17 protein-coding genes and 1 tRNA gene are annotated in these 18,485 nt (G+C 45.1%); 15 read left to right on the top strand and 3 right to left on the bottom strand.

What is annotated here, in order from left to right; genetic code table 11:
• Positions 1 to 47: 47 nt before the first annotated feature.
• The 5 genes from recJ (at position 48) to B3157_RS01685 (ending at position 5,236) form a co-directional block, all read left to right on the top strand.
• Positions 48 to 3,191 carry a single-stranded-DNA-specific exonuclease RecJ gene (gene recJ, locus B3157_RS01670; RefSeq protein WP_292588374.1) on the top strand — a complete coding sequence of 1,048 codons (3,144 nt, stop codon included), beginning with the start codon at positions 48 to 50 and terminating at the stop codon, positions 3,189 to 3,191.
• Between the two features lie 4 nt (positions 3,192 to 3,195).
• A complete protein-coding gene (locus B3157_RS12840; RefSeq protein WP_366934675.1) occupies positions 3,196 to 3,456 on the top strand; it encodes a DUF3343 domain-containing protein in 261 nt (86 codons plus the stop codon).
• Entirely contained in the window at positions 3,437 to 4,147 is a 711-nt protein-coding gene (gene ruvX, locus B3157_RS01675) for a Holliday junction resolvase RuvX (RefSeq protein ID WP_292588377.1), read from the top strand. Before B3157_RS12840 ends, ruvX begins: the two co-directional genes overlap by 20 nt.
• Positions 4,126 to 4,201, top strand: a tRNA-Arg gene (locus B3157_RS01680). The genes ruvX and B3157_RS01680 overlap by 22 nt, the downstream gene beginning before the upstream one ends.
• Before the next feature lie 24 nt (positions 4,202 to 4,225).
• Positions 4,226 to 5,236, top strand: a complete 1,011-nt coding sequence (locus B3157_RS01685; RefSeq protein WP_214060755.1) for a rod shape-determining protein — start codon at positions 4,226 to 4,228, stop codon at positions 5,234 to 5,236.
• Here B3157_RS01685 and B3157_RS01690 read toward each other — a convergent pair whose 3' ends face one another.
• Positions 5,237 to 6,055, bottom strand: a complete 819-nt coding sequence (locus B3157_RS01690; RefSeq protein ID WP_292588379.1) for a DUF368 domain-containing protein — start codon at positions 6,053 to 6,055, stop codon at positions 5,237 to 5,239.
• Positions 6,056 to 6,198: 143 nt separating this feature from the next.
• Here B3157_RS01690 and sufC point away from each other — a divergent pair, with 143 nt between their 5' ends.
• The 5 genes from sufC to sufU are packed head-to-tail and all read left to right on the top strand — an operon-like array spanning position 6,199 to position 11,193.
• On the top strand, positions 6,199 to 6,951 hold the full coding sequence (sufC, locus tag B3157_RS01695) for a Fe-S cluster assembly ATPase SufC (RefSeq protein ID WP_292588381.1): 753 nt from the start codon (positions 6,199 to 6,201) through the stop codon (positions 6,949 to 6,951).
• Positions 6,952 to 6,953: 2 nt separating this feature from the next.
• Complete coding sequence (gene sufB, locus B3157_RS01700; protein ID WP_099829120.1) at positions 6,954 to 8,348, top strand: Fe-S cluster assembly protein SufB; 1,395 nt, start codon at positions 6,954 to 6,956, stop codon at positions 8,346 to 8,348.
• A gap of 10 nt (positions 8,349 to 8,358) precedes the next feature.
• On the top strand, positions 8,359 to 9,555 hold the full coding sequence (locus B3157_RS01705; protein WP_292588385.1) for a SufD family Fe-S cluster assembly protein: 1,197 nt from the start codon (positions 8,359 to 8,361) through the stop codon (positions 9,553 to 9,555).
• Positions 9,533 to 10,756, top strand: coding sequence for an aminotransferase class V-fold PLP-dependent enzyme (locus tag B3157_RS01710; protein ID WP_292588388.1), 1,224 nt, complete (start codon positions 9,533 to 9,535; stop codon positions 10,754 to 10,756). The genes B3157_RS01705 and B3157_RS01710 overlap by 23 nt, the downstream gene beginning before the upstream one ends.
• The gene (sufU, locus tag B3157_RS01715) at positions 10,753 to 11,193 is read left to right on the top strand and encodes a Fe-S cluster assembly sulfur transfer protein SufU (RefSeq protein WP_214060751.1); all 441 of its coding nucleotides are present in this window, start codon (positions 10,753 to 10,755) and stop codon (positions 11,191 to 11,193) included. The genes B3157_RS01710 and sufU overlap by 4 nt, the downstream gene beginning before the upstream one ends.
• Positions 11,194 to 11,241: 48 nt before the next feature.
• Here sufU and B3157_RS01720 read toward each other — a convergent pair whose 3' ends face one another.
• Both B3157_RS01720 and B3157_RS01725 read right to left on the bottom strand, forming a co-directional pair.
• Positions 11,242 to 11,514: a chromosome segregation protein SMC gene (locus tag B3157_RS01720; RefSeq protein WP_214060750.1), complete on the bottom strand. Its 273-nt coding sequence runs from the start codon at positions 11,512 to 11,514 to the stop codon at positions 11,242 to 11,244.
• Positions 11,511 to 13,214, bottom strand: coding sequence for a tetratricopeptide repeat protein (locus B3157_RS01725; protein ID WP_292588391.1), 1,704 nt, complete (start codon positions 13,212 to 13,214; stop codon positions 11,511 to 11,513). The genes B3157_RS01720 and B3157_RS01725 overlap by 4 nt, the downstream gene beginning before the upstream one ends.
• Positions 13,215 to 13,311: 97 nt before the next feature.
• Here B3157_RS01725 and secG point away from each other — a divergent pair, with 97 nt between their 5' ends.
• The 5 genes from secG to B3157_RS01750 all read left to right on the top strand — a co-directional run bounded on the left by secG (position 13,312) and on the right by B3157_RS01750 (position 18,402).
• Positions 13,312 to 13,563: a preprotein translocase subunit SecG gene (secG, locus tag B3157_RS01730; RefSeq protein WP_099829126.1), complete on the top strand. Its 252-nt coding sequence runs from the start codon at positions 13,312 to 13,314 to the stop codon at positions 13,561 to 13,563.
• A 12-nt stretch (positions 13,564 to 13,575) separates the two neighbouring features.
• On the top strand, positions 13,576 to 14,769 hold the full coding sequence (tyrS, locus tag B3157_RS01735) for a tyrosine--tRNA ligase (protein ID WP_292588393.1): 1,194 nt from the start codon (positions 13,576 to 13,578) through the stop codon (positions 14,767 to 14,769).
• A gap of 89 nt (positions 14,770 to 14,858) precedes the next feature.
• Entirely contained in the window at positions 14,859 to 16,547 is a 1,689-nt protein-coding gene (locus B3157_RS01740; RefSeq protein ID WP_292588395.1) for an S-layer homology domain-containing protein, read from the top strand.
• 116 nt (positions 16,548 to 16,663) lie between these two features.
• Positions 16,664 to 17,920: a hypothetical protein gene (locus tag B3157_RS01745; RefSeq protein ID WP_292588397.1), complete on the top strand. Its 1,257-nt coding sequence runs from the start codon at positions 16,664 to 16,666 to the stop codon at positions 17,918 to 17,920.
• Between the two features lie 53 nt (positions 17,921 to 17,973).
• Positions 17,974 to 18,402 (top strand): hypothetical protein, encoded by a 429-nt coding sequence (locus B3157_RS01750; protein ID WP_292588399.1) that lies wholly within the window; start codon positions 17,974 to 17,976, stop codon positions 18,400 to 18,402.
• Positions 18,403 to 18,485 lie beyond the last annotated feature (83 nt).

Consider the following 18,485-nt stretch of genomic DNA (forward strand, 5'->3'; position numbering starts at 1 on the left):
TGCATGATGTTATAATCTTTTAAAAGAAAAAGAGAGGGTGGATCTATATGAGAAAGGAGTGGCTTCTCCTAAAGCCTGATGATGAGGCCGTAAACAGATTGGTCGAATTCATGGGAATCGATGTGTTTTTGGCAAGATTACTGGTAACGCGAGGAATTGATGACGAAGTTGAAGCAATGAGGTTTCTGAATCCAGATAAGACGATTCTTCATGATCCCTTCATTCTTGAAGGTATGCAGCTTGCAGTTCGTACAATAATAGAGACTAGAGAGAGAAACGAGAGCATCGTTGTCTTCGGTGATTATGATGTCGATGGTGTAACCAGTACAGCGCTCCTGTATCTTGCAATGAAAAGAATGGGGTTCAATGTTAGTTATTACATTCCCTTAAGGCTTGAGGAAGGGTACGGTTTGAGCAAGGACGCAATAAAGGATCTAAGAGAACAGGGCCATAAACTACTGATTACCGTTGACTGTGGAGTCACTTCGTTTGAGGAGATCAAGTATGCAAAGGAAATAGGATTCAATGTTGTCGTAACCGATCATCACGAGGTGAAGGATATTCTTCCGCCCGCCGACGCCATAGTCAATCCCAAAAGACCTGACGACAACTATCCCTTTAAGGGACTTGCTGGAGTTGGCGTAGCTTTCAAATTGCTTGTTGCGCTTAATGAGACTCTACACTGTCCTATCGATCCGGAGGAATATCTGGATATCGTGGCGCTAGGTACTATAGCGGATATTGTACCCTTGAGAGATGAAAACCGCTACATAGTCAGGCAAGGTACCGCAAAGATCCAGAGCAGCCCGCTTCTTGGACTAAAGGCACTTTTGTCGTATCTTAGAATCCCGTCTGAAAACCTTACTGCGCAGGATATTGCCTTCAAGATTGCGCCCAAACTTAACGCGGCAGGGAGAATGGATTCAGCTATTGTTGCCCTCGAACTATTAATAAGTGAAGACATGGATTCAGCAATGAACACTGCTAGCCGGCTTCTGAAGCACAATCAGAATAGACAGACAATAGAGGCGAAGATCTTCGACCAGACTGAAAGAGATATCGACAGCACGTCCAGTTTCAAAGATGACTATGCGCTTGTTGTTGACGGCGATAACTGGCACCTTGGAGTTCTGGGGATTGTTGCCTCCAGACTTGTATCAATTCACAACAAGCCGGTTTTCTTGATATCTACCAACGGTTCCGACGGTAAGGGTTCCGCAAGAAGTCCTGCCGGTGTAAGCATAATCAGTCTCCTTAACGAAGTCTCTCACCTTTTGAGGGAGTTTGGCGGGCATGAGATGGCTGCAGGATTCAGCATAGACAAGGAGAACATCACTGAATTCCGAACGGCAATAAACGATGCTTACATAAGACTTTATGGGAAAAAGCAGCCGGTATTCAAGATAGACATCGACGATGTCCTCTCTATAGATTCTATTACATCCGCTATTCTTGATAAACTGGAGCTCTTGAGACCCTTTGGCCACTCAAATCCCGAACCGAGATTCCTTATAAAGGGACTTAACATAGAGAAAGCGAAGATGTTTGGCAGCGGCAGCGATCACGTGAAGTTGATTCTACGTTCTGGAGATAGAAAGACGCTTGCGATAGGTTACAACATGGGTTCAATGTTTGATGACTTCAAATATGTGAAGCCAAATCTCCTAAAGGTGGATGCGGTTGCTTCAATTAAGAGCGAGAACCTTTATGGACTGCAGAGTGTCAAACTCTCTCTTTCGGATGCAAAGCTTTACATTGATCCAGTCTTTGAAGAGGAAGTAAGGGACAAGAATTTCGTTTTTGAGTTTATAAGAGATTGGAAGAATCAGCAGCCCGGTTCGCAGGTAAAAACTGATGTATCCGCTCTGATAAGCGAGCTTGAGAAGAAGCTCTCTCATAAGTGTCCGGAGTTCATGGAAGTAAGTATCAAGAATCCATGGGGAGTGTTTGGCAACATCAGACTGAAGAACCCTTTTCTCGCTCTCAAAATACTTAAAAACTATCAGCAAGGCAAGAAGACTTTCGTTGTGTCTGCAATAAACGGCACGCTTGCACATACCTATTATTCTCTGCAGCACTATCTGGATTCGATAAAACCAGTCTTTGCCAACTCTCTGTACAGAGGAAGGTTGGATGAACCCGTTGTTTTCACCACTCTGCCCTTCTTCGTTGAAAGGTTTAACGAGATTGCTGAAATAGCCGGAGAGATTATTTTCGACGAACCTACTTATATTCTCTCGGGCATTTTCAAGGACCATCCAGATCTTGAAGGTTTTTTCTCAAACATCGATAAGGTCCTAGGAATATCTGGATTTGCAGGAAGTGTCTACTATGATGATTTGAAGGATTTTCTATCGGATAGAAGGATATCTCACGTATATAAGCCAAGTCCAATCAAAAGGGTGGGCATAATCGACAACCGAGGCTCCAGAAAGAAGGTCGAGCAGGTGATGTCGATCGTCGGTCATGGTGAGAATGTCGCTGTGATTGTTGATTCCCCACATAAGACAGTCACTCTTGCCAAATCTATGGGATCAAGATTATCCCATGCTCTTCAGAATGGAGAACTGATTTTCTACAATTATCTGCTGAAGGACTTTCAGAGGTCGGTAATATACTCACTTGTTGAGAGACAGAAGATCAGGGTCCTGATTACTACTCCATCTAGCGACGGACTTGGTGTCACTTTAGGTAACTCGAATATTGTATTCTACAGTGCGCCAAGGAACTTCCTGGAGATTATTGATTCTGTTTCGACCAGACCCGGTGAAGATTCGGAGTTGTTCTTGAATCTATCTTTCAACAAGGCCGACTTGATTTCTAATACCGGTGAAATGGACAGGCTTTTTCCGACAGTTGAAGAGCTTGAAGCCGTTTATCAGGATCTTAAGGATGTTCTGCCAGCGTCTGAGAGGGATATCAGAAAGGCCCTTAGCTTTGAAGACGGAATCTCGAAGGTCTTTCTTTCTATGTTGGAGGAGATGAAGCTTGTAAGTGCTGACGAAGGAATCTGGTACAGCAGTTCGAGCTCGGAACTCGACTCAGTTGAGGTGAAAAAGACATTGCGGTACAGAGAGGGAGTCGCTGAAAAGAGAATGACCAGATGGTTCGCCACCAAGCTTTCGACGATGACGACAAGAGGACTGCTTCGGAGTCTTACAAATGCAGAAGAGGTGCTTAAGGTTGGTTGACACCATGGTGCTGGATTCTCTGATAACAGTCTCGCGGCAAGAAATTATGAAGGCGCTGTCGCTGATTAGGGACGGAGGTTTGAATGCGAAGATCTTCCCTACTCCACCAGATTTATTCTTGGGTTGCTCGCTTTCAATTGCGGTCTCATCTGGAGATCTTTGCGCGAGCGTCAGCCTCCTAAAAGAGGCAGACATCGAGATTCTCCTTACTAACCATTGTGACGAAAACCCGGTAAGGTCCTTCTATGGTAAAACTTGGCATTGACTTTGGCACATCAAGAATCGGCCTTGCTTTACAGATAGAGGGTGTAGAAATCCCTCTAAGAACCGTTGATCACTCAGGTTATCGCAAAACACTCTCAAGAATACTAGAGGAGAAGAAAGTCGAGATAGTTGTTATTGGATTACCAATCTCAATGTCTGGCAGATTCAGCGAATCTACTATGAGAGCAGTCTCATTTGCTGAAAAGGTGAAGAACATCTATTCTGGCCCAGTCTTTCTGGTGGATGAATCTCTAACTACAGAGACGGCGATGAGAATGTCTCAAGAAGTTGGACAGGATTTCTCGAAAGTAAAGGATGTTTTCAGTGCAATGCAGATTCTTAGAAATGAGTCTTCTATTACGGCCAGAAGGTGGGAAGTACGTGAGAGAAGAGTCGTCTGCCGTGATCTTCGTGAAATCCCTTCAAATAGCAGGGTATTGCTGTACAAACCAGAATCTGCTCGAATAGAAGGTATTGACTCTCTGGAGACAGACCCAGGAGTTTTTGTCGAAGATCCTCAGATCTTTCTGGCATTCAAGAGAAAAGGAATGAACCCGGTAAACCTTATTGATGACATAGACTTTTCAACTTACGATATAATAGTAATCGCTTGTGGAGAAGAGCTTGATGGGAAGTTAGATCTGAACTCAGAAGGTCCGCAGGTTATTGAGTGCTCGTGGCTCAACGGATAGAGCGCTGGACTCCGGATCCAGAGACTGTGGGTTCAAATCCCACCGAGCACACCATGTTTGCAACGCGGGAGGTTTTGTATGAAAAAGGGTGATCTTGGCATCGATTTGGGAACCGCTTCTCTCTTGGTCTTTCAGAAGGGCAAGGATATAGTGATTGATGAGCCTTCGGTCATCGCTGTTGAAACGAAGACGGGAAAGATAATCTCAATTGGTTCTGAAGCTAAGGAAATGATCGGTAAGACACCAAAGGACATAAAGGCTGTAAGGCCAATTCGAGATGGGGTTATTGCAGACTATCAGATTTTAGAACAGGCTCTCAAGGAACTTGTGAAGCGAACTCGCACGAAATTCTCCCTGTCCAGACCGGCGGTTGTTGTCGGTGTTCCAGCCAAGGTTACAAGTGTTGAGAGAAGAGCAGTTATCGAAGCCACAACGGCTGCAGGAGCAAGCAGAGTTTACCTGGTTCTTGAACCTGTGGTCGCTGCAGTCGGAGCAGGCCTTCACATATTTGATTCAGTGGGTAATATGGTTGTGGATATTGGAGGAGGGACTTCCGACATTGCCGTAATCAGCCTTGGCGGGATAGTAGTCTCGCGTTCTCTGAGAACTGCCGGAGATGCAATGGACGACGCGATAATCAAGTTTGTCAAGCGCAAGTACAAGTTTCTTATTGGCAGCTCGACTGCAGAGGACGTCAAAATTAAGATCGGGAAGGCTTTTCCCACTCTGGAAAGCTACGAGCTTGAGGTAAGAGGAAGAGATGCTCTGAACGGTCTTCCGGGTAATATTAGAATCACCTCTGACGATATTCATGAGGCGATATCTCAGATCTTGCAGGACATTGTTCTTAATCTTAGACAGATTCTGGAAGAGACACCTCCGGAAATCGCTGCCGACATAATGGATACAGGCGTTGTGCTCACAGGAGGTGGTTCTTTGATCCGAGGATTACCGGATTTGATAATTCAGGAGACCGGTATCAAAACCATAGTCTCCGAGGATCCAAGAACTTGCGTTGTCAAGGGAATAGGAGAGCTCCTTGAAAGCGATAAGCATCTTCAGAGAGTAGTGATAAATCACAGCAAATAGCTAGGTTCTTACTCTATTTCTCTTTTCGAGTATTACTATAAGGTATGAGAATGCTAGTCCCGAGAGAATTCCCACCGCTATTTGTATCAGATTGAAGTTGATCCCCGGTCTGGAGAGTAGATCGGGTATTGAGCCTAGCATAAGGCCAAGAAGGAAGGAGAAAGTCGCACAGCGGCACCTCTTCATCAAGAACTTCAGAAGTCTGCTTACGAAGACCACGCCAAGAATAACACCGACTCCGATGGAGGCAATGATTACTAAGTCTAGGTTCTTGAGAGCAGATATTGCCCTAGTGTATTCACCGAGCAGTAGAAGTATGAAGGCACCGCTAAGTCCGGGAAGGACCATAGCCGCCGCTCCAAAAAAACCTGCTACCAGATCAAAAACGAGATTAAGAGCACCGCGATCAGAAACACTACCTTCTACCGACCTTGAACCAAGCAGAGATATTATGACAACGAGTACTACCCCGGCAGCGAAAGAGATAATCGAAGTCGCGCCGATTTTTTCAATGCGCCTGAATACAACTGGAATTCCTCCAGCAACGAGTCCGGAGAACATCCCATACATTAGCGAAGGGACGACTGAAAGAGAGAGATCTATTAGAGCTGCGAAAGCGAAGATCCCTATCCCTATGCCCGCGATAAGCTGAATCAGGAATACGAACTCTTTCTTCTTGATCCTCAAAGCTGTCAGCGATGAGACTGAATCCACAAATCGCTCATATATGCCTCCTAGAAGAGCGATTGTACCACCACTTACACCTGGAATGAGATTGGCTAGACCCATTAGTACACCTACAAAGATCACATAGAGCATTAGACACCCCCAGATCGCCATATCTCTAATTATATATCCTGTGACTTGTTTTCCTCACTTTGTGTACTCTTCTTTAATCTCGTCTATAATAGTCGGTATATGTTATAATTCAGATAATAAATAACGGATTTGGAGGGATTGACTTGACTCTTCTGGAAGTGAGGAATCTTCACGCTGTTCTTGCTGAGAATAATGAAGAGATATTGAAGGGAGTGAACCTAACCGTTAGGAGCGGAGAGATTCATGCCATTATGGGGCCTAACGGAAGCGGGAAATCCACCTTTGCAAATGTGCTGATGGGCAACCCAAAATACACAGTGACCGAAGGCACCATGAGGTTCATGAACAAGAACATATCAAGATTGTCTGTTGACGAGAGGGCTAGGCTAGGCATCTTTCTCTCTTTCCAACAGCCGCAGGAAATATCCGGAGTCAAGCTCAGAAGTTTTCTCATGGCTGCCTCTCAGAGCTTTGGGAACAAAACGCCTTTGCTTAAAATGAGTCAGGAAGTTGACAGATTGGCTTATAATATAGGTTTGGAGATGGAACTCATAGATAGGTATCTTAACGTAGGTTTCTCTGGTGGAGAGAAGAAAAAGGCCGAAATAGTTCAAATGTGTTTTTTGAAGCCTAAGTTGGCTATCCTTGACGAAATCGATTCCGGGTTGGATATAGATGCACTCAAGAGCATCGCTCGATCCATCAATGAATTCAGATACTCGGAGAACGCGATTATTCTGATCACACATTACAAAAGGTTGCTTGAACATGTGGAGCCGGATTATGTGCATATCTATGTAAATGGAACGATGACAATAACTGGAGGTAAGGAGCTTTCAGTAGAAGTTGAAGAGAATGGCTACGAGGGGATCTTTGGGTCAGCAAAGGGGGCCTGAGGATGCGAAAAGAAGGATTAATCGACAGTACAAGGTTCGATTTTAGTTCAGATTCCAGGTACAGGTTTGTTAGCGAAAGAGGATTCAGGGAAGACCTAATAATCGATGTCTCGAAAAGGAAGAGCGAGCCTGAATGGATGCTTCATAAACGCCTTGAATCTCTGAGAATCTTCAACTCTTCGAGAGATCCTGAGTTTGGAGTTGATACAGAAAGTCTAGACCTAAGCAGGATAATCTCTTATCTAAGTCCCGATGCAGACAAGAAGAGATCATGGGATGATGTGCCTGAGGAGATCAGAGAGACATTCGACAGATTAGGTATTCCAGAGGCAGAGCGGGAATCGTTTGCAGGGGTAGGAGCTCAATATGATTCTGAGATAGTGTATCAGAATATCAGAAGGGAGCTTGAGGGTCTAGGCATAGTCTTTTTGGATATGGAGACGGCTGTTAAAGAGCATTCGGAATTGGTTAGGAGATATTTTATGAAGGCGGTTCCACCTGGCGATCACAAATACGCTGCGCTCCACGGGGCCGTCTGGAGTGGAGGTTCTTTCGTATATGTTCCCAAAGGGGTGAAGGTACCGCTCCCGCTTCAGGCATATTTCAGAATGAATGTGGGGGGCAGCGGACAGTTTGAACACACGCTTATCATTGCTGATGAGGGATCTGATCTTCAGTTCATTGAGGGCTGTTCTGCACCGAGATTCAACGATCTGAACCTCCACGTAGGAATGGTAGAGATATTCGTTCTGAACAAAGCCAGGGTCAAGTACTCGACTATTCAGAACTGGTCGAAGAACACATTCAACCTCAACACCAAGAGAGCGATCGTTGAGGAAGATGGAACAATCGAATGGATATCGGGCTCTCTTGGAAGTCTGAAAACAATGTTGTATCCTACATCCGTTTTGAAGGGAAGAGGTGCAAGAGCCGAGCATCTTGGAATAACTTACGCCGGTCCCGGTCAGCATATGGACATTGGATCCAAAGTGATCCATCTTGCTCCTGAAACCAGTTCACTTGTAGATGCTAGAAGCATAAGTGCGGGTGGAGGCTGGGCCTTCTATAGAGGTCTACTAGAAATATCTTCAAGAGCGAAAAACAGCAGGTCTTCAGTTCGATGTACGGCGCTGATGATAGATAACGATTCGAGATCCGACACAGTTCCGATCATTGAGGTAATGAATGACTCAGCAGAAATCGGCCACGAGGCGCGAATAGGAAGATTAGGGGAGGATGAAATATATTATCTCATGAGCCGTGGTCTGAGCGAATCGGAGGCCAAGGCAATGATTGTCAGGGGATTTATGGAACCCGTATCGCGCCAGTTCCCTGTGGAGTATGCGGTGGAACTCAATAGATTGATAGATATGGAGATTGAAAGCAGTATTGGTTGAGGTGACTACGATGGAAGTAACAACTGATTTCGTTCACAATAATTACAAAATGGTTAGACCACCCAGAAGAGAAGAGGTTTCAGTTGGGGATTTTGCCGATAGAGACTTTCTTCTCGCCGCAGATTTGGCTTCGCCTGCGATGTCTGCTTTCATTAGCAACAGGTATTCCGAATACAAGAAACTGTCATTTCCTTTATGGAAGCGGTTTAAGTTAACTGGAATGACCTTGCCTGACATCTCTCTCAGGCATCGCACGAAGTATACAGATCCAAATGCAAAACCCATGATCTCTCTTAGCAGTGACGAAGTAGAACTTCTTGACAGGCTGGATTTTGAAGGTTCTGACAGAAAACTTCTCTTGCTTGGAGACATTTGCTTCTCTGAAGGTACAATGATCTCCGTCCCGCCTCGAAAGAGAGTAAGCAAACCATATGTGATTCCGTTTAGTAGGGACTCAAGAATTATGAACAACCTATTTGTTTCTGGGAAGGGCTCGTCCATAAAGGTAGTCATAGATAGCACGTCTTCAGGTAACTGGCTTCTCCAGAACAACAGGTTTCTTATCAAGGAGGATTCCACTGTGGAGGTCCTTTACATAAATAGAATGACTGAAAGAGGTTATGGATTTTCGAACAACCTGTACTTTCTGGAGAAGAACGCTAAGCTAAGAGTAGTTGAGGCGAGTACAGGAAATGCCTCAATGGCGGTTTTCCATATGGTTCTCCTCGAAGGTGAAGGTGCGCAAGCATCTGTAGAACCTCTATTCGTTGCTCGCGGAGATACTGTTCTCGATATGCATTATGTGGTGAAAGCAATTTCGCGTAACTCGGAAGGCATGATTTCCGGATCAGGTGTTCTCCTTGACAACGGGAGAAGTGTCTTCAGAGGAACATTGGACATGAGGAAAGGCGCAAAGGGATCAAAGGCAAGTGAACACAGCAGCGTCTTGATGCTCTCTCAAAAAGCTAGAGCAGATACGATACCATCGCTGCTTGTTGGAGAAAGTGAAGTAGAAGCTTCTCATGCAGCGACCGTAGGATCTGTAGATGAACAAAGAGTCTTCTATCTAATGTCAAGAGGGTTTTCCAGAGAACGGGCGATCCGATTCATTGTTCAGGGAACTTTTGAGCCAGTACTCAAAGAGATCGACAAGATCTTTCCTACCTTCACAGAGGTGGTAAGAAATGAATTCGCAAAAGAAGTCTGAACCCAGGGTGAAAGACCTTAGAAGAGATTTTCCGATCTTCCGTAATCATCCGTCTCTAGTGTATCTGGACAATGCAGCCACAACCCATAAACCCGCGTCCATAATAGATCTTGTAAAAAGTTTCTACGAAGCCGAGAACGCTAACGTTCACAGGGCGGTATATCCTCTTGCGGAAAGGGCTACCAGTCTTTATGAGTACAGCAGACAAGAAATAGCACATTTTGTCGGGGCTGACCAAGATGAAGTAGTCTTCACAAAAGGTGCCACCGAGAGCCTCAGTCTTCTGGCTGCTTCGCTTGCCTCCTCAGGTGAGTACGGGACCTTCGTAGTTCCAATAATCGAACATCACAGCAATTTCCTCCCATGGCAGTATTACGCCCGGAGAAACGGGTTAGACTTTGTGGCTCTGCCCGCCGTTGGCGCAGAGTTATCGGTTGAAGATTTACATAGGTCGCTTCGGGATATCGAAGGACCTTTCGTTTTTTCCATCGGTGGCTTGATGAATTCTACAGGTTACAGGACTCCCTTTGAGGAGATTACGGAGATTGTCCATTCTCTCGGTGGAATTATTGTCATCGACGGAGCTCAACTAATTCCTCACGAGAGTTTCGATTTCAGAGAATCGAAAACGGACTTTCTTGTCTTTTCCGGGCACAAGATGCTTGCCGAAACCGGTATCGGTTGCCTTGTTGGTCGATCGAGCCTAATAGAGGAGCTTTCACCTTTAGTTCTTGGAGGAGGAATGGTCAACCGTGTTGATGTTGAAGATTCCTCTTTCTCGGAGGGGGTCTCTAAACTCGAAGGGGGGACTCAGAACATAGCGGGTGCGGTCTCCCTTGCCGGAGCAACAAAGTATCTCAAAGGGATTGGCATGAATTGGATAAATGATCACGTCTCCTATCTTACGAATATCGCAAGAGAGAGATTGGCGGAAATACCTGACTTAACTATTCATAGCCCATCATCGAGCCATGCCATACTGCTGTTTTCTCACAGGAGAATACACTCTCATGATCTCGCCGAGTTCCTTGGTAGAACCCAGAACGTTGCCGTAAGAAGCGGCCATCACTGTGCACAGTTGCAGATGGGTGCTCTTGGAGTATCTTCGGCATGCAGAGCGTCTCTATATCTGTATAATACCCTTGAAGATATCGAAAGGCTTTTTGAGGGAATAACTAAAGCGGAGAGGTGGTTCTCGTGAACTTCGAGCAGCTTTATGCCGACTTCGTAATGCATCACTATAAGAACAGCATGTACAGAGGACTTCTGCCGGCCTCTACATGCAGTGTAGAAGGATCGAATACGTCTTGCGGTGACTCGATCATCATTCATCTCGAAGAAGGCGAATCCACGATTCAGGCAGTGAGATTTGAGGGCGAGGGCTGTGCGATCAGCCAGGCATCGGCTTCAGTCATGGCTGAGATTCTCGAAGGCAAGACTTATGACGAGGCCCGGGAGATAGTAGAGAGTTTTGAAAAGATGTTGCGAGGGGAGAGCTTTAACGAATCGCTGATTGGTGATGCGTTATTCTTTCAGGGACTGAAGGATCACCCGATGAGAGTCAAATGTGTGAATCTGCCCTGGAAGACGGTAGCCAAAGCTCTGGCTTTGAACGAGCAAAAAAAGACCGGTGCATAACACCGGCTATACTCTGCGCTGAAGTAACCCTACAGTTTGATTATACACTTATTGGTCTGTAGAATCAACTTTTTTGTCTCTCTCCGCCAGATACTTGTCCAGTTTCTCTTGCTCGTTGCTGAAAAAGTAATTCTTAGGGTTTTCTGCCATTTTCGTAACTTCGCCAAAGAGAGAATCTAATACGCCCATAAGCGTCTCTCGCTCATTTTCACTGAATTCAGTCTTCAGCGCTTGCTTAACCTTTTCTTCATCTGTTCTATCACTAGTGTCGCTTTCAAGTGCTTCAAAAAGCCTCTCTAATAACTCGTCAATATTATTCACTGTTCTCCTCCTGATCGAGAAAGCCTCATTATGTACTTACCTAGCGAATCATTGTTAGTCTTAATCTCACTGACCGTGCCCTTCTCTAACGCACAGAGAATTGCCAGGGTTACTTCTTCGGGGTTCTCGTTCGCTTCTTCTTCAAGTGTATCAACGTCTGTTCCGCCATACTCAGAAAGCTTCGCGATCCTAAGCGCAAAATCGAAGCTCAAATCCTTTAGCTCTTCAAGGTACTCATCTATAAAGGAGTCGGTTCTGAAGGGCAAGCCCGAGAGTACCCATCTCTGAACGTACAATAACGTCCTGAATATCCCGGTAGTCTTGCCACTTCCAGATATAAGGAAGGCCATAAGGTATGAAAGATATTCTTGCTGGGAAGGATAAGCTTCCATTTGAGAGATAAGTTCTGTGAAGAAACCCATTTCAGCCAAAGTAATCTCCCTGATTTCCTTTGGGATAGCTCCTTCAGAGAACGCAGAGATCCTTTTGGTTACTTCGGCATTGTCAAGTTCAGAGAGCAACCCAGTAAGAGATTCAACGTTAATCTTTCCCGATTCGATCAAGTTACAAGTCGAAAAGTCTTTGCTGAGAAACCGTCCTCTCAAGTACCTGTAATAAGACTCATTCAGTGTGTTTTCGAAGACAAGCTCTCTCTCAATAACTCCCTCTGACAAATACTTATGAAGGAGCAGAAGCGTCTTGAGCTCGAGGTAAGTATCATCGAGCAACTCGAGTGCAACGTCGTACTCGCCCATCATGTCAAGCACACGTGATTCAAACATCAGAGCTTTTTGATCGGCGGTGTTGTTATAGTAACTTCGGCAATGCGAAAGAGAGTCCTCGAGCATTCCCATATTCTTCTCATTGATCGCGAGTTCGTATAGGACATCAGGGTTCCCGCTTATGGCATAGGCTGTCTTTAGGTCTTCGTAGGCTTCATATAGCTTGCCCTGTCTAGCCTTCGAAAAGGAGCGATTGTAGAAGCTCCTCCAGTCTTCATTACTACCGATGCTTTCAGTGAACGTCTCTTCTGCCAAGGCAAACTTTTGAACTTCGTTTAGGATAACACCCTTTCTCAGCAGGATATCCGAATAAAGGGGGAATCCCTTTCCTATCTTTCCGGCTATCTCCAACGCCTCATTGTACTCTCCCTTAGAGATGAAGCAATCAATTACTGCGACAAAAGGAAGGGCAAACTGCCCTCCAGACTCTTCTATTGATTTCAGGTAGGAAACAATTGCATCATCAAATTCCTCTTGAGACTGGAGCAGCCTTCCGAGTTCAAAGTAACCGATGTAGAATTCATCGTTCATCTCAATAGACCTTCTCAGTTCGATTTCGGCAAGTTCAGTCCTTGCCTCTTCCCTAAACATCAATCCTCGATAGAAGTGATATCTGTAATCCTTCTTTATCTTGCCTGCCTTATCTAAATACTCCTTTGATTCCCCGATAGCCCCAGAGTTCAAAGCTCTTTTGAAGGCCTCGAAGTAGTAGTAGAGCAGATAGGATTCGTAGTAGTCATCTCGTTCGATCTTACATTGGGCTTCAAGTCCCCTGATTATTATGTCTAGTTCTATCCTGTCCCTGTCTGCGATTTTCTCCAGATCTTCTGCAAGGACGGGAAGCTTCACCGGAAGATTGTTCGCCTTTGCCATTTCTGGCTTTATTGGAAGATAGATTAAGACAGTTTTGTCCTTCAAAAAAAAATCACCAACCGCTTTCTGCTCTCATTTGCTACAAACTCGCACATATTGTATAATACCAGAAGAGCGATAGAAGATACAGGAGGTTTTCTTGATGGTTGTTCTTGCTTATGCACTTATTTCCCTGCACATTGCAATAAGTGTAGGACTTGGAATTGCTGTGATGCTGCAGATGTCTAAGTCTGCAGAGCTCGGTGGAGCTTTCGGAGGTGGTGCTTCCCACACTATGTTTGGAAGAAAGAAAGGTCTGGATACCATGGGAAAGATAACACTTGGCCTTGCCATAGGATTTATGGCAAACAGTATTTTGATTGCATTTGTAGTTTCCAGAGCATTTGGCGCTTAGGTGGTAGAGTTGTTGAACCCTGAAGAACAGTTTAAGGAGCTTTCGAAGAATCATGTTTCACTAATTTCTGAAGAAGAGCTTCTTGGAAAGCTTAAGAATAAGCGGTCGTTGAGGGTTAAACTGGGAGTTGATCCATCTAGACCGGACTTACATCTTGGTCATGCGGTGGTCCTGAGGAAGCTTCGTCTCTTTCAGGATTTCGGGCATCAAGTGGTGTTGATCATCGGAGACTTCACTGCGAGGATCGGCGATCCTTCGGGGAGATCAAAGACCAGACCCATGCTTTCAAGGGAAGAAGCGAGACTGAACGCTGAATCCTACAGCAAGCAGGCGTTCAGGATTTTGGACAGAGATCGCACCGAGATTAGGTTCAACTCGGAATGGCTTGACCCAATGAGTTTTGAGGATGTGATTCGTCTTTCTGCAAAGTATACTGTGGCCAGAATGATGGAAAGGCATGATTTCGCCAGGAGATACGCTGATAACGAACCAATTGCTGTCTCGGAATTTCTCTATCCTCTTGCGCAAGCTTACGATTCTGTCGTTGTTAAAGCCGATGTAGAGATCGGCGGTGATGATCAATTTTTCAACCTTGTTGTTGGCAGAAAGATACAGGAAGAGTACGGACTTGAGGCTCAGGCAATTCTCACCGTTCCTTTGATCGAAGGGACAGATGGAAAGCTGAAGATGTCGAAGAGCTACGACAATTACATAGCTTTTGATGATTCCGCGAGGGACATGTTTGGCAAGGTTATGTCAATTCCAGACTCGCTGATGTCAAAGTATTTCAGACTGTTAACCGATAAAAGCGATCAGGAGCTTGAGGAGATAGATAAGAAACTCCAAGATAAAACAGTGAATCCAAGAGATCTGAAACTAGAATTGGCTGTGGAGATCACTTCTCAGTTCTTTGATAGAGAGATTGCCGAAAGCTCAAAAGAGGAGTTTATAAACATTTTCCGAAATAAGGAGCTTCCTGAGGAGATGCCGGAAATAAAACTTGTGGAAGACAGTATTTCAATTGTCGATCTTCTCGTTTCTCGTGCTAAGATTCAATCAAGAAGCGAAGCAAGAAGATTGATAGATCAGGGTGGAGTGAGAATAAATGATCAAGTACTAGAAGATATCCATTCAGTTCTTGAGATTTCCGATGGTGATGTTCTTAGAATCGGAAAGAAGCGTTTCTATCGCCTTGTTAAGTGCTGAATACTCTTGAATATAGACGCATTTTTACTGTATAATTAATACGTAGTTTGCTGTAGAAAATGACAACATTTTGAAAGGGGGTAGGATCCATGAAGAAGCTTTCTATACTGGCACTTTTCGTTGTTGCTTTTGCAGCCCTAACTCTGGGTGTAGAGTACAGCGATTTGTCAGAGAATCACTGGGCCTACGATAGCGTTATTAAGACGACATCCGGTGGATTGTTCATTGGTTTCCCTGATGGCACATTCAGAGGTACTGAATTTGCTACGCGTTACCAGCTTGCCATGACTCTTGCCAGGTTCATGGATTATTCTGATGCCGGGGATGCTAAACTTCAGGAAGTGGTATTTTCCCTCACTAAGAAAGTTGCGGGACTCTCCCTGGAGATCTCTGACAACAAGAAGAATTTGGTTGACTTAACGGCGGAACTGAGGGCTCTTGAAGCAACTGTCGCATCTCTGAAACAGAGTTCAGTAACAGGGGATTTCGTGTCGCTTAAGACTTTTGACGACACAGTTGCATTTCTCTATGATGAGATCGACAGACTCTCTGAGGAAGCAGTAAGCGCAAATGAGGGTATTGAACTCATTAATGAGAAGCTGAAAGCGTTGACAGGCGTTCCCTCGGACATTGAGGCTCTAAAGAATAGGGCCACCGACCTTGAAGTAACGGTTAAACTCCTCGGACAGGCGATTGCCAACATGAAGAAGAATGAAACTGCTCAAGAAGCTGATTTCGCTGCGCTTGCCTCAAGGGTCGATGTTTCCGAAAATGTTATCAATAGCTTGACTTCTGACCTATTTGCACTAAGGAGAGGGATGGCTACGAAGGCTGATCTTGCCGATTTGGAAGCGAGACTGACGGGCGAAATGCCTGATCTCGAGCCTTTCGTGACCAATGAGGAGTTAAATGACAAGCTTTCAGTAATGTACACGCGGATCCTCATGATTCAGGACAGCATTGCCAAGATGCCCGAAGTCAAGTACTACGACTCAGAGATAGTTAAACTGGAGTCGGCTATCTTTGATGCGGAAGAAATGCTAGAAGTTGCTTTCGATCAGGTTGACATGAACATTGCAAGACTTGACGACTTGGACGGAAAGCTTGCTGAAATTAAAGCTGATCTCTCAACGAAAGCAATGGCGAGCGATGTCGATCCGATTAAGGCAAGAGTAACGGATCTCGAAGTAACAGCTAAGATGCTTAGCAATGCTGTGATGGCTGCGAATAAGCGGATTGCAGAGTTGAACTATGTGACTCCTGATCAGCTGACAGCAAAAATGAATTTCCTTTACAAGAAACTTGGACTCACAGAAGAGAGACTGAAGGCAGAGATCGGAATTCTCGGTAATGAGCTATCCTCGCTGAGAAGTGACGTTTCCGACAACTACGAGATGTTAGAAGTCGCCTTCGATCAGATTGATGCCAACATCGCAGTTCTTGACGAACACGCCGATATGATCGCTTCTATCAAAGGCAGAACAACTTCTCTTGAGGGAAAAGTTGGAGTTCTCGAGGAAGAAGTCGACAGTCTGAAGAGCATTACCAACACAATGGCCATTCAAATGTTCAAGCTCGACAGGAACAAGGCAGACAAGACTGCTCTTGCAGCTGCAGAAACGAGGATCTCTGCGCTCGAAGAGAACGACGTGGCCTTGGAAAGCAAGATATCGGCTCTGGAAGAGATACAGAAGCAGAATGTGATCAATACAAATGCAGCTATTATTCTTTCTTTTGTGGCACTAGCATTTGGAGCGGTAGGGTTAATCCTGAAATGATCTCTCTGTGCAACTTAGCAACACGTGTGTTTGCTTTTGTTACATGAAATGTGGTATATTTACGTTATGCGCATCACCAAAAACCAAAAACACTCTTATAAAGGGGGTAAGTGTGCATGAAGAAGCTTGTTGGAATCTTAGTGGTACTTCTGGCCATCTCGGTCGCTTTCTCGGCTACCATAACTTTGAGCCCTACAATCAAAGGTACTCTCTGGGGCCATGCGGAACTTAACAAGGATGGGCTAAATACCGCACTCGGAATCAAGAGTTTATCAGTTAGTTTCGGTGCCAAGGCAGACGTTTCGGACATCACTCTCAGTTTGACCATTACACTTCCATCTGACAAGACCACAGTTGTCCTGAATTCTTTCACTGCGGAGAATGATGCGGCGTCTTTAAGCTGGTACGCTGCGAAGTCTTTTGCTGGTGGAACAAATGCAAATCCAGGTTTGAAGTGGTTCAAGTGGTATGATGACAACGCGGCAAATGTCACAATGGCTTTGGTGCTCAAAGACCTCGGGTTGAGCATTGGTACCCAAGAAGCTGCTACGGACAAGATTGCATTGTTCGGTTCATGGGATATATTCTCTTTTGCCGCTCAGACAGGTCTTGATGCTCTTAAGTGGGGCGGAGATGTAATTGCCGAGGCGACTCTAAAGCCATTGGCAGGACTAGTTATTTCTGGCGGCGTGAAGGCGACGGATCTTCTAGGTGCAGCTACATTCAATTATGTTGTTAATGCCGAGTACACACTAAACGTCGGTTTGTTGACATTGACTCCTCGTGCAAGATACTCCGACACACTAGGCCAGTACGTTGGTCTCGAAGTCGCGTATGAAATAGGGGTTCTCAAGATCACAGGTGACGTGAAGTATGATATTGAGGGAAATGCAGTTAAGACCTGGATTCAGCCCGTTATTTCCAAGTCTGGAATCGGTTGGGCAGGCGTGAAGTTTGGTTACGACTATGATTTCGGAGCCACAACCCAGACTATGACTTTAGGATTCTTAGTGAAGTCAAACGGTTGGGCAGCTGGACCTGTCAGTGTTGACCTTTATGTGGGATCCGGCGATTACAATACGTTCTACGCAAATGGAGCAAGGAAATTCGGTGCAGAGATCATTGGCGATGTTCTTGCCGATGTTAAAGACATATCAGTCTATGGAGAGGCAGCTCTCGATCTTGCGATGGGCGATTTTAAACCTTCTATCACAGGAGCTGCTGGATACTATTTCCTCGACGGCTCGAAGGAACTTGTTCTAGGTTTGAGTTTCCCTGTCCTTATTGATGGGTTCAACTTTGAAGCAGGGGTCGATGTGTTTGATCCAGCAGACACCTGGTTCGCCGGTCTCTATTACAATTACAAGTTCTGATCTACGTTTTATACAACCGGCCCAACACGGGCCGGTTTTTTTTAGGTGAGAGCATGAGAGGAATATATATATTTCTGGGAAATCTTTTGATGATAGTTGCGGTAGTCATTGCACTCTTATTTGGAGGTGGGCAGGTTGTCAATTCTTTGCTGGATGGAAAGAGCATTGATATAGACATTATGGACTTTCTCTTTCCATTTGCTCTGTTTATTACCGGTTTCTTCCTTCAGTATTGTTCTCTTGCTAAGAGAATAGCTCTGCCGATCTTTGAAGAGCTGCTGCTTGCCGCCACTCTGTTTCTATATATCAGAGATAGCCTTGCAGGCGGCTTCACCTGGTGGCTGACTCCTCTGAGAGACTACATCGCCTCTTCTCTTGCCTTTACGATTATTGGCTACCTGTTGCCGGGAGTAATCGTCTTTGTCATGGCGACGCTAATAGTACTTATGATCATAGTCTCTGGAGAAAAGGAAGAGGAGTAGAGAGGCTAACTTTCAAGAAGAGTATCGCTTTGGCCTGTGAACTGGCGGAAAACAGGAAATAATCAGACTTGACTTGTTCGAGG

The sequence above is a fragment of the Mesotoga sp. UBA5557 genome, from assembly GCF_002425715.1.
Classification (GTDB): Bacteria; Thermotogota; Thermotogae; order Petrotogales; family Kosmotogaceae; genus Mesotoga.

Excerpts from the sequence above, each read along its gene's own strand:
- recJ (WP_292588374.1), top strand. The coding sequence starts at position 48 with ATGAGAAAGGAGTGGCTTCTCCTAAAGCCTGATGATGAGGCCGTAAAC.
- B3157_RS12840 (WP_366934675.1), top strand. The coding sequence starts at position 3,196 with ATGGTGCTGGATTCTCTGATAACAGTCTCGCGGCAAGAAATTATGAAG.
- ruvX (WP_292588377.1), top strand. The coding sequence starts at position 3,437 with ATGGTAAAACTTGGCATTGACTTTGGCACATCAAGAATCGGCCTTGCT.
- B3157_RS01685 (WP_214060755.1), top strand. The coding sequence starts at position 4,226 with ATGAAAAAGGGTGATCTTGGCATCGATTTGGGAACCGCTTCTCTCTTG.
- B3157_RS01690 (WP_292588379.1), bottom strand. The coding sequence starts at position 6,055 with ATGCTCTATGTGATCTTTGTAGGTGTACTAATGGGTCTAGCCAATCTC.
- sufB (WP_099829120.1), top strand. The coding sequence starts at position 6,954 with ATGCGAAAAGAAGGATTAATCGACAGTACAAGGTTCGATTTTAGTTCA.
- B3157_RS01705 (WP_292588385.1), top strand. The coding sequence starts at position 8,359 with ATGGAAGTAACAACTGATTTCGTTCACAATAATTACAAAATGGTTAGA.
- B3157_RS01710 (WP_292588388.1), top strand. The coding sequence starts at position 9,533 with ATGAATTCGCAAAAGAAGTCTGAACCCAGGGTGAAAGACCTTAGAAGA.
- secG (WP_099829126.1), top strand. The coding sequence starts at position 13,312 with ATGGTTGTTCTTGCTTATGCACTTATTTCCCTGCACATTGCAATAAGT.
- B3157_RS01740 (WP_292588395.1), top strand. The coding sequence starts at position 14,859 with ATGAAGAAGCTTTCTATACTGGCACTTTTCGTTGTTGCTTTTGCAGCC.
- B3157_RS01745 (WP_292588397.1), top strand. The coding sequence starts at position 16,664 with ATGAAGAAGCTTGTTGGAATCTTAGTGGTACTTCTGGCCATCTCGGTC.
- B3157_RS01750 (WP_292588399.1), top strand. The coding sequence starts at position 17,974 with ATGAGAGGAATATATATATTTCTGGGAAATCTTTTGATGATAGTTGCG.